The organism is Pseudoalteromonas pernae, assembly GCF_039831865.1.
Taxonomy (GTDB): domain Bacteria; phylum Pseudomonadota; class Gammaproteobacteria; order Enterobacterales; family Alteromonadaceae; genus Pseudoalteromonas; species Pseudoalteromonas pernae.
In genome coordinates, this window is the sequence record NZ_JBDODM010000002.1 from 864686 (window position 1) to 876352 (window position 11667).

The following is an 11667-nucleotide window of genomic DNA, read 5'->3' on the forward strand; positions in this document are numbered from 1 at the left end:
TCTATCCCATCAACTTTTCTTTCAGGTACTGTTCTACAGTGATAAAGCTATTTGTGTTCACACCAAAAGCCTCTAACTTATTGACGCTTAGCATGCTTTGAACCACGTCATAGTCTGTAGTCAACCGTTCCAATTTATATTCAAAGTCAGGTCGAACTGCCTGAGCTATGGATAGAATATCAAGCAGGGAAATGCTCTCGCCAGAACCCACATTAAACACTTCAACTTGCTCACTATTTCGACTTTCGAGGAGTTTTACGAGTGCGGAAGCCATATCTTGGCAGTGGATAAAATCACGGCAATATAATGGGTTATTAAAAGTATTAAATATGCCACCATTTCTGACTGTATTGATCAAAACATCAACAAAACCATGGCTGGAAAAACGGCTATTCCCAAATGGGTTAGATACTCTCGCACAGGTATAAGTAAAACCACTTTGAAGAGCGACCTTTTCTAGCATTGACTCTTCTATAACTTTCGCTTTCCCATACCAAGATATGGGCTTAAGCCAATCCGTTTCGACTGAAGCAACACCTTGACTTTCACCGTATACCGTACCACCAGAAGAAATATGCAATAACTGAGTAATATTGCTTTTTGAAAGCAACTCACTGAATAGCTGAATGTTTTCCCAAAACGTCTGGAATACATGTTTAGTATTAGACTCGAAATCAGCGGGTTTAAATGAACCCATTGCATTGACCACACAGCTATACTCAGAAATGATGTCTTGGAGTAACGCAGTGTCTGATAACGAAGCCTCTACAATGTTTGGGTGAGTATTTGCTGACCTAGATATCCCTATCCAATCCACACCTTGGCGTTCCAGCTCATTAACGATCGCAGAACCAACAAAGCCAGTTGCGCCAAACACACAAACTTTACCAAGTTCTGATGTGGACTTCTCGTTCCCTAAATTCCCTAACATAACAAGTTACTTATTCCGTTATTGTTTAATCAACTCTTGCCACCACACTGGGGTACTAAGATACCAGTCCACCGTTTTACGTATTCCGCTTTCAAAGGACTCGGCTGGCTTATAGCCTAGCTCAGCAGTTGTTTTAGTTGCATCAATAGCATAGCGACGATCATGCCCCGCGCGATCTTTTACAAAAGTAATCAACTCTTCACTTTGGCCATTTGCTGCTTTGGATGCGAGTGGGTATTTGTCGCTCAATGACGAATCGTTGTTGAAGGCTTCATTCATTAGGGAACAAACTAGCTTAACGATATCGATATTGTGCCACTCGTTGTGACCACCGATATTATAATTTTCACCAACGCGACCGTTATTGATAACTAGATCAATTCCTCTTGCGTGGTCCACAACATACAGCCAGTCTCTGACTTGCTTTCCATCACCATAAATTGGTAAAGGTTTATCGTGCAGAATGTTAGTAATAATTAACGGAATGAGTTTTTCAGGGAAGTGATATGGCCCGTAGTTATTAGAGCAATTCGAAGTTGTTACTTCCATACCATAAGTATGATGATAAGCTCGTACCAAATGGTCTGATGCAGCTTTACTAGCAGAATAAGGTGAGTTAGGTGCATAAGCCGTATCTTCAGTGAAAGCAGGGTCATTAGGCTCCAGCGTGCCATACACCTCATCAGTAGAAACATGGTGAAAACGATGCCAAGGCGTTTCTAGCCCTTGCTCTTTAGGCTCATCTAACCACACTTTTTTTGCGGCCTTTAATAACGTGTAAGTGCCAATAATGTTTGTTTCGATAAAAGCATCTGGGCCAGTAATAGAGCGATCAACATGCGATTCAGCAGCAAAATGAACTACTGTATTTATCGCCTCCTCTTTAAGCAGCGTTTCAACTAATGGTTGATCACAAATATCACCATGCACAAATTTGAAATTTGGGTTTTGCGATACAGGGTCTAAGTTTGCCTTATTTCCTGCATAGGTAAGTGCGTCTAATACAACCACTCGATCATTTGGATATGTCTCTAACCAATAATGGACAAAATTTGCACCGATAAACCCAGCACCGCCAGTTACTAATAATGTTTTATTTCCCTGCATTTAACTCATTCTCTTTTAATTCTATCAACATCTGCTTAAGTTGCTTTCGCCAATATTGCATTTGTGTTTCTTTAAATTCTTTTTGCGTATCATGCTTTTCTAGCACACTGTATTTAGGCCGCTTGGCAGGAGTTGGGTAATCCTCAGTACGAATTGGATTAATATCAACACCGCCTTGAAGCAAGTCTAATTCACACCCAAACTCATATACAGCTTGTGCGAAGTCATACCAAGATGCGACCCCTAAATCTGTCCAGTGATAAACACCGCTATACTCGTTGTTCGCAGCTTCAATACATGCTTTGGCTAATGTTTTCGCCCAAGTAGGAGAGCCTATTTGATCACTCACTATTCCCAAAGAGTCTCTATTGGACATAAGATGAAGCATGGACTTAACAAAATTATTGCCATGCTCTGAATAAACCCATGAAGTGCGGATTATACACCCTTTCGTCTGCAAAGACTGGACGTACTTCTCTCCCTCTGCCTTGCTTTGACCGTATACTCCGATTGGTTTTAGCGGTTCGTCAGGCAGATAGGGGCTCCCCTTATCACCTGGAAATACGTAATCAGTAGATACATGTACCAGGTGACACGCGTTTTCTTCGCAATACTTAGCAAGGTGTGCGACCGCTTTAGCATTCAGTTGGTATGCAGCGTCAAGGTCACTTTCAGCCTTATCAACCGCTGTATACGCAGAGGCATTTATGATGGCCTTGGGTCGATATTCTTGCAATTGCTGCTCTAGTGACGCGACATCTTCTAAATTTATTTTATCGCGTCCTAAACACACACTCTGGGGCGCCAGCCGCTTGATTTCCCATGCTAGTTGGCCACTACTACCAATAACAACGATCATATCCCACCAATATTAAGAGGTTTAATCGATGAAAAAGAAACGCCTTCAATATCTTTAGCAGACAAGCTCGGCATTTCACCATTTAAGGGCCAGTCGATACCTAACTGAGAGTCATTCCAAGCGATAGAAACTTCCGACTCAGGATGATAATAGTCTGTACATTTATAAACAAACTCTGCTGACTCGCTGGTCACTAAAAAACCATGGGCAAAGCCCGCAGGTACCCACAATTGGCGTTTATTAGACTCAGAAAGATAAGTGCCAAACCACTGCCCAAACGTTGGTGAGCCTTCACGAATATCGACTGCAACATCGTACACTTCTCCAGAAGTAACGCGTACCAGCTTTCCTTGTGTTTGCACCTTTTGAAAATGCAACCCCCGTAGGATCCCTTGCTTGGACTTCGAGTGGTTGTCTTGCACAAACTCTACATCTGCAACATGCTTTTGAAACCAGTCTGTTCTAAATGTTTCCATGAAAAAGCCGCGCTCATCACCAAACACGGTTGGTTCCAACAACTTCACATCAGGTATATTAGTTTCTAGTATTTTCATTTATTTGAACCGATCAAATAACTCACCAGCAGGACGGCTTTGATCGTATAAAACTTTGAGCAAATACTGACCATATCCACTTTTCACTAACCCTGTGGCTAGCTTTTCAAATTGGGTATCATTGATAAAGCCCATACGATACGCGACTTCCTCAGGGCAACTCATCTTCAAGCCCTGGCGTTCTTCAATTGTTTGCACATATTGAGCTGCACTTAAAAGGTTGCCATGAGTACCAGTATCGAGCCAAGTGTAACCGCGACCCATAATTTCTACATTAAGCTTATTTTGCTGTAAGTAAAGCATGTTCAAGTCTGTGATCTCTAGCTCACCTCGTGCCGAGGGCTTCACTTCTTTGGCCAGATCACACACATCACTATCGTAAAAATATAACCCCGTGACAGCATAGTTAGATTTAGGCTTGGCAGGCTTTTCTTCTAAGCTAACTACTTTACCCGAGCTATCAAACTCTGCAACACCATATGCAGTTGGGTTGTCAACGTGATAACCAAACACAGTTGCTCCGCTGCGCTCATTGGCGCTATGTAACAACTTTAAAAAGCCATGACCATAGAAAATATTGTCACCTAAAACCAGGGTTGCAGGCGAGCCGTTTAAAAACTTTTCCCCCAGGATAAATGCTTGAGCTAGGCCGTCAGGACTTGGCTGAACTACGTACTCAATATTAATTCCCCAGTCACTACCATCACCGAGCAGACGCACAAACCCTTCTTGGTCATGCTCTGTAGTGATAATTAAGATATCTTTTATACCAGCCAGCATTAATGTCGTAAGCGGATAATAAATCATAGGCTTGTCATAGATAGGCATTAATTGCTTACTGACACCTTTAGTGAGTGGATAAAGCCGAGTACCCGAGCCACCTGCTAAAATAATCCCTTTACGATTCATTACTTACCTCCTAATTGATATTCTTTCATAACGTTTTTCGTATCTCCCAGAGCTTTAACTTTACCCTTATCTAACCAGATACAACGTGTACACAATTTTTGAATTTGACCAGCACTGTGTGATACAAAAATGACTGTTTGCTCACCTTTCATCTTTTCTAGTAATGCCTTTTCAGCCTTAGCTTTAAACTCGGCATCACCTACACTAAGCACTTCGTCTATCAGCAGCAAGTCCACTTTCAACATTAAACCTGTTGCGAAGCCTAGCCTTGAGCGCATTCCTGCGGAGTAGGTTTTTACAGGCTGCTCAAAAAAATGCCCTAATTCAGAAAATTCTTTTATTTCATTCAATAATGAATGAGCGTCTCTTTTGGAGTGACCATCAAGCATACAGCTTATCAACGCGTTATCTCTGCCTGATAGGTGGTTATTGAACCCAAGCCCTAAAGTAAGTAACGAGCGACTTACTTCACCGCCGAGCACAACATCCCCTTCATTGGGTCTTAAGATACCCGCTAATACCTGTAATAAAGTTGACTTCCCTGAGCCATTTCGACCAAGAACACCAAACACTTCCCCGCGCTCAATAGAAAATGACACACCCTTTAACGCTTGGTGTTTAAACCTTTTGATTAGCCCCGCTCTAGCGCTGTATTCGACGGTAACATTTTTTAATTCAATAATAGATGAATTGCTCACGACAATAACTTCCTCGTAAGCTGGTTACTAAAATAATTGAGCGCCAATAACCCCATCACTCCGGCAGACAGACCCCATGCCAACACAGAGACAAGATATTGAGTTTCGAATATACCGTTATACATCAAAACCTGCCTGTAGCCATCGATTAACGCAGCCATTGGGTTCACTATCAATAACAACTCTTTGATGGACTCATCTTGAATCAAGTTAACATCCCAGAAGATTCCCGATGTAAACATCAGACCCATCATAAATAGCTGAATCGCCATTCTAAAATCAGGTGCAGCTGTAACAAAAACAGAGAAGAATAAGGCTACGCCGCAGATCAAAATGTAGTTAGCAATCACTAGAGGCAGCAATTGCCACCATCCTGCTGAGATATGGTAACCAGAATAAAGTAATGCAATAAACATCACTGCAAATGAAATCAACTGTTTATAAACGCACTCTTGACAGTTGATAAGCGGAAATATGTATTTAGGAATGACCCTCTGCAGCAGTAGCCCTTTATTTTCGACGATACTGTTAGCCCCTGAGGTAACACTTTTCGAAAACCACAAAAATGGAATTTTGCCAACCACGAGAAAGATAAAGAAGTCCTCACCTCCTCTGTAAAGGACATACTTAAACACAAAGTAAAAAAGCAGTACATAGAGCAAAGGTTCTAAAACCCACCACAGATAACTCAGTACAAGCATATTTGCTTGAGACTTCAGTTTCATGACAGCTTGAGTATGCACCAGAGAAAGTGATTGAAAAACGTTCAAAACAGTCCATTCTTTTGACTAAACTACAGCGCAGGAGAATACATTATTCACAAAGTCTTTACCAGCGTGTTCCTGCTAGCGATGCCTTTACAAAGGGAGTATCTTTCCATGTTAAGACTTATGCCGCCTACTCCTAAAAAGTAAGCGCCCTATCAGTTTCAAACCTGTAATGTTCGGTGCAAATCAAAATCCCCCTATTCATCATCAACTTGAAGCAAACACATACTTTGTAAAATACTGATTTTAGTAACCGAGACTCAACTACGCTGATAATTATCTTCAAGACGTACTATGTCGTCTTCCCCTAAATAGCTACCACTTTGCACCTCAATAAGCTCTAGCGTTACTTTACCTGGGTTACTCAAGCGATGAACACTACCTACGGGGATATAGGTAGATTGATTCTCTGTTAGCAGGCTGTCCTTCCCATCAATTTGCACGAGCGCAGTGCCAGATACCACTACCCAATGCTCTGCTCTGTGGTGATGTAGCTGCTTGCTCAAAGTGCCGCCCGGCTTAACCGAAATTCGTTTTACCTGATAACGTTTACCGCTAGTTATAGTGTCATAGCTCCCCCAAGGCCTGTGAACTTGGTAATGCTGCTCATGCTCGCATCTACCGGATCCGGCTAGATAGGCAACTACTTGCTTTACATCTTGAGCACGATCCCGCGGAGTAACCAAGACAGAGTCTTTTGTTGCGACTATTACTAAGTTTTCGATACCAATAGTAGCTACAAATTGATTTTCTGAGTGGACTAAGCAATTGAGTCAATATTCTTAACATCACCAAAATGCGCATTTCCGAGCTCATCTTTTTCTTTCATTTGCCATAACGCATCATACGAGCCTAAGTCATGCCAACCCATATCAACAGGCAATACTACCCCTTTATCGGTTTGTTCCATCACCGCATAGTCAACAGAGTCGCTAGGACACGATTCAAAACTGCTTTTATCCACACGTATAAAGTCAAGATCATGCTGTGCATTCGCATGCGCTTTGAATACATGACGATAAATTTGCGGTGCATACTTTTTGAGTTCATCAAGAAAAGCCTGAGCCTTAAATACAAACATGCCGCTATTCCAAAAAAAGTCTCCACGACTTACGTAGTCTTGCGCGCTTTGTTCATCTGGCTTCTCAACAAACTGCTTAATATCTCTTATGTTGTGGCGCAAATCTGGGGTAGCCTGAATATAGCCAAAGCCTGTTTCAGGTTTATCCTACACCACACCAAAAGTTACCAACGTACCGCTCTGCGCTTCATTAATTGCTTGATTAACAGGCACCTCAAAAACATCACTTCTTTCAATTTTGTGATCGGCTGCAAGCACAACCAATACCGCATTTTCATTAAGTGTAAGTGCCTCAAAAGCAGCAAGAGCGATGGCTGGCGCCGTGTTGCGTGCTACAGGCTCTAGAAATATTGCGCTGGGTGTAACACCTATTTGCTGTAATTGTTCTGCAAGCACAAACCGGTGTATTTCGTTACACACCATAATAGGAGCATTAACCCCCCTCAGACGCATCGCTGCCTCCTGAAATAGCGTAAATTCGCTGTTCAGAGGCAAAAACTGTTTTGGATAGTGCTGTCTAGACAAAGGCCACAGGCGGGTGCCTGAACCACCAGACAATATCACTGGATATACATCGTTGTTGACCACAGGAAATTCGCTATATAAAGGGATCATAGATCCAAGCATGTTACGACCTATATGTAGCAAGTCAACGACAACTCGCATGTCATAGACTTGTTCACGCCACGAGTATCGCTCAGTGATAGGTCGCATAAAAGTAGTTCAAAAAAACCGTACTGGATTACCTTTTTAGAAATGCACCAAAGACACCCAAACGCAAACTTTATGAAGGATTAATGAGGGGTTATTTTATATACACCCCCCACTTTGGATGTTAAAATGTGAGGCTAAGATGTTAAATGGATGTTGGAAATGCCCAAACAAGTAATACGCCCTCTTGCACTATCGCTATCACTAGCTTTCAGTGCTCAAAGTGTAGGTGCTGATTCAGAAATGTTTTTTGAATTGACGCCGAATAACACGCAAATGCAATCTCAAAGTGAGCGAGAGTTTGCAGTAACACTCTCTGCGCCAAGTCAACGACCGAGTCTTTCTCAGTCGTTTGCTATTCCCATGCCTTCAGGTGAAGTGCTTACAGCTAAAGTCACTCGAGAGTTATCTCCAAGTGAAGCCTTGCTGCATTCAGTATTAGAAAGTGACAGGCGTTCAAGCTACGCTGACAAGGCGTCAGTCGCTGCTTTAGCAAGTGGTTCTGGTTCACTGACGATAATAGAGTCAAACGGGCAAGTTAGTGCAATGCAGCTATTTGATAGCAAAGCAATGAAATATTACTACGCACCAGTTGATGGATCGGGCACTGCGTCTTTCAAAGAAATTGATATCAATACCATTCAATGTGCTGACCATCCTCACGAATCGCATGTAAAGATACCTAAAGCGACACCTAAGGACCTTAACGCAGAAATACCGACTGAAGTAAGTGTCGCAGGGGCATCAATACCTTTAACGCTCGCGAATTTAAAAAACCTCGAAAGTCGCCCCGGGGCAAGTAAAGTCTTATATATCAACAACTGGGGAGGTGTTTTAAGCGGTACTGCATGGAATGATAATTTCAACGACAGTAACGACATACCTTATGACCCGTACGACATTGATGGCAACACAACATCATTTAGCGCAGAGGAATTATATCGTATATGGCTGGCGTGGAAAGAAGCCGCTGAAGATTATGCCCCATTCGATTTGAACGTGACCACGAGTCAGGCTGTTTATGACGCAACTCCCATCGTAAACCGCTCACAAATCATTGCCACTACAACGGCCACGAGAGACACATTTTATTCCGCGGCGGGTGGTGTTGCGTATGTCGGTATATTCGATAGAACTTCTGATTACTTGAAAACTGGTTGGACATTTAACAGCGGTACAGGCTCTATGGGCATGACCCACTCTCATGAATCTGGCCACCAAATGGGGCTAAGTCATGATGGTACGAGTTCGTTAGGTTACTACGGTGGTCATGGCTCTTGGGGGCCCATCATGGGCGCGCCATTTGGTAAAAAGTATGTGCAATGGAATAACGGCGACTACACCGATGCAGACCAACAACAAGATGATCTTGCGATAATACAAGGCAAGGTAGGCCTAGCTTCTGATAAAGAAGGGGATAATTTCGCGAATGCTAAAGCTATCGCTTTAGGGTTACAAAACTACAAATCACAAATTACGCCTAGTGGGCTTTTTGTCGATAAAGACGTATACACTTTCACTCTTGCTGGGCCTACCTTCGTAAAATTACAAGTGATGAGTGATTTAGCTTTTGAAGGTGAAGACCGTGCAGCAAACCTGCCGCTTGCAGTAAAGGTGTATAACTCCGCACAAGTTGAAATCTACAGTTATGAGGTTACCCCAGCAACATTAACTCCTCAATTAAACCAGGTTGATTACTTCGATGAGCTTGCTGCTGGTCAATACTACGTAGAAGTTTCTGCTTCTTATCCAGATACCAACCCATCTACTGGCTTTAGCAGCTACGGCAGCGGTGGAGAATATCGCTTGTCCCTTGAAGACGCCGATGGGTCAGAACAGATTACTGTAAGCGCGACTTTTGAAAACCTAGCTGCAGAAAGCTCACAAGAAATCAGAAAAACATTCTTTGCACCTGCTGATGCATCAAACATTAATGTGAGCATTAGTTCTTCAACATCTGATGGCGATGCTGACTTATACGTAAGATTTGGCCAAGCACCGACAACGAATGAATGGGATTGTCGTCCATTTTTAGTTGGGAGTAATGAATCTTGCAGCCCTACTGATATAGATGGTACTTATCACATCATGCTGCAAGCTTGGTCTACATTCAGTAATGTAAACCTTAATTACAGTTTTAGCACCAGTGCAGACGGAGATCTGGACGGTGACGGTCTGTCTAACTTCAGAGAAAATACACTTGGGACAAGTGCTCTAGTTTCTGACACAGATGGTGATGGCATTTGGGATGGGGATGAGTATTTTTACGGCCTTGATCCTTTAGTTGTTAACACCGGAGATACAGATGGTGACGGTGTATCAGATGTTGACGAAGCGGGTATGTATGGCATTGGAACCAACCCCAATAGTAATGTAGACAAAGACCGAGACGCCCTTCCAGACGATTACGAAATCTATCTGGGTGTCGAGGGGCTAACAGTGCACCAATTATGGGCAGATGCAGACGGTGACGGTTTGCCATTAGCAATCGAAAAAGTCCTGCAGACGAATGAAAACCAGAAGGACAACGAGGCTTATTTATACTTAGGTGATCAAACCTATACAGATATGCTAACTCGTATGGCACTGGCTCATGTGCGTGGAACACTGCAAATAAGTGACAGTGCATTGGCAAGTTTACAAAGTGACTTGGGTATTACATCAGCAACTCCAGCGTATGACATATATGCCAAAGTAGCGTCACCGGGCGATCTATTAAACTTGAGTTTCATCGGCCGTGCTTATAAAGCAGCCTTTGACCGTGCCGCGACGTATAAAGGCCTTGTTGCGTGGCGTTCAAACATGAATGCAGGTTTTACAGAGCTTCAGGTTGTATCACGCTTCGTTGCTTCATCAGAGTTCGTCAATAAGTATGGTGAATTAACTGACAGTGAGTTTGTAGAGCAGTCTTACATGAATGTATTTGGGCGTCCACCTACGGAAAATGGGCTTGAGGTGTGGACAAACAACCTGGCCAAACCTGGCTATACACGGGCGCACTTGATGTTAACGTTTATCAATAGTCCTGAGTACATGACTAAGCAGTCTACATTGCAGACGTTAAAGAACTTGTATCTCGTCATGACCAATGATGTCATTGATTCAACAAGACTTGCGCGTCAAGACGTCATATTTGGGGATGATAGCTACCCAGTTGAGAGCGTAATGCGTGATAACTTAATGGCTTTTAACTTCTTCAAAGCGATGTCTCCACAAACAAGTAGTGCACTGCTGGATGCAGACGCAGATAGTTTGCCGTTGCGTGTAGAGTTCACAGATGGATTTGATATAACCACTATGGATAGCCCTGTAAACACGAGTACTGCTGAGCTGGTACGCCAAGTTTCACGGGAGCTGAACGATGAGTTATGGTCTATCCACGACACAAATACTCTTGCTACACAAATTGACGAGGATGGCACTGACGGTACGTTAAAAGACCACGTGATTTCTCTGTTAGAGACGGAAGGCTTTGCGCAACGTAAATCATTGGTGCGCTTATTCAAAGCGGTCTTAGGCAGTGACATGCATAGTAGTGCTTTTCAAGTCTATTTAGGGAAACTACTTGAGGGTGACTTAAGAGAGCCGCAAGTGGCAGCACGCTTAATAGCGAGCCCAGCCTTTAGTAATCGCTTTGGGGCGAATTTGAGTAACTCTGAGTTTGTAGAGACTATCTACAGCAATATCTTTGGTGGAACAATCTCAGAGAATAGTAAAGCGTACTGGGTTGGGTTACTGGATAATGGGCTCCCTCGTGCTAACTATGCATTTAACTTAAGTGAGTCGCCGGCGAGTGTTGACACCCACTTAAACAGTGACACGCTTTCTGTATTGCACCTAGCACTGTTGCGAAACAAAGCGAATACAGTAGCTGTGAACGATTTCGAAACGCGTGTTTCCGGACTCAGTGGCGAAGCGTACAATGACGCAGTGGCAGCGTATGCGGTAGAACTTATCCGCAGCACGGAGTTTATTAATCGTTTCTAAGGTACATACTTGAAACACGAAGGCTGCCACATGGCAGCCTTTTTTATGGAGTCTGATTACAAA

General features: G+C 43.0%; 8 protein-coding genes and 1 pseudogene. 1 reads left to right on the forward strand and 8 read right to left on the reverse strand.

Translation table 11 applies throughout. From position 1 onward, the window contains the following. Position 1 precedes the first annotated feature (1 nt). The 8 genes and pseudogenes from V1358_RS08090 to V1358_RS08125 all read right to left on the reverse strand — a co-directional run bounded on the left by V1358_RS08090 (position 2) and on the right by V1358_RS08125 (position 7521). Positions 2 to 931 (reverse strand): NAD-dependent epimerase/dehydratase family protein, encoded by a 930-nt coding sequence (locus V1358_RS08090; protein WP_347393152.1) that lies wholly within the window; start codon positions 929 to 931, stop codon positions 2 to 4. An 18-nt stretch (positions 932 to 949) separates the two neighbouring features. Further along, positions 950 to 2038, reverse strand: coding sequence for a dTDP-glucose 4,6-dehydratase (gene rfbB / locus V1358_RS08095; protein WP_347393153.1), 1089 nt, complete (start codon positions 2036 to 2038; stop codon positions 950 to 952). Beyond that, positions 2025 to 2897: a dTDP-4-dehydrorhamnose reductase gene (gene rfbD / locus V1358_RS08100; RefSeq protein ID WP_347393154.1), complete on the reverse strand. Its 873-nt coding sequence runs from the start codon at positions 2895 to 2897 to the stop codon at positions 2025 to 2027. The genes rfbB and rfbD overlap by 14 nt, the downstream gene beginning before the upstream one ends. Continuing rightward, positions 2894 to 3451, reverse strand: coding sequence for a dTDP-4-dehydrorhamnose 3,5-epimerase (gene rfbC, locus V1358_RS08105; RefSeq protein ID WP_347393155.1), 558 nt, complete (start codon positions 3449 to 3451; stop codon positions 2894 to 2896). The genes rfbD and rfbC overlap by 4 nt, the downstream gene beginning before the upstream one ends. Further along, the gene (gene rfbA, locus V1358_RS08110; RefSeq protein WP_347393156.1) at positions 3452 to 4360 is read right to left on the reverse strand and encodes a glucose-1-phosphate thymidylyltransferase RfbA; all 909 of its coding nucleotides are present in this window, start codon (positions 4358 to 4360) and stop codon (positions 3452 to 3454) included. Next, the gene (locus V1358_RS08115) at positions 4360 to 5058 is read right to left on the reverse strand and encodes an ABC transporter ATP-binding protein (protein ID WP_347393157.1); all 699 of its coding nucleotides are present in this window, start codon (positions 5056 to 5058) and stop codon (positions 4360 to 4362) included. Before V1358_RS08115 ends, rfbA begins: the two co-directional genes overlap by 1 nt. Further along, positions 5055 to 5828 carry an ABC transporter permease gene (locus V1358_RS08120; RefSeq protein WP_347393158.1) on the reverse strand — a complete coding sequence of 258 codons (774 nt, stop codon included), beginning with the start codon at positions 5826 to 5828 and terminating at the stop codon, positions 5055 to 5057. Before V1358_RS08120 ends, V1358_RS08115 begins: the two co-directional genes overlap by 4 nt. A 257-nt stretch (positions 5829 to 6085) precedes the next feature. After that, positions 6086 to 7521 (reverse strand): annotated as a pseudogene (locus V1358_RS08125) (mannose-1-phosphate guanylyltransferase/mannose-6-phosphate isomerase). A 258-nt stretch (positions 7522 to 7779) separates the two neighbouring features. Here V1358_RS08125 and V1358_RS08130 point away from each other — a divergent pair. Beyond that, positions 7780 to 11604: a DUF4214 domain-containing protein gene (locus tag V1358_RS08130; RefSeq protein ID WP_347393159.1), complete on the forward strand. Its 3825-nt coding sequence runs from the start codon at positions 7780 to 7782 to the stop codon at positions 11602 to 11604. The last annotated feature ends 63 nt before the right edge of the window (positions 11605 to 11667 follow it).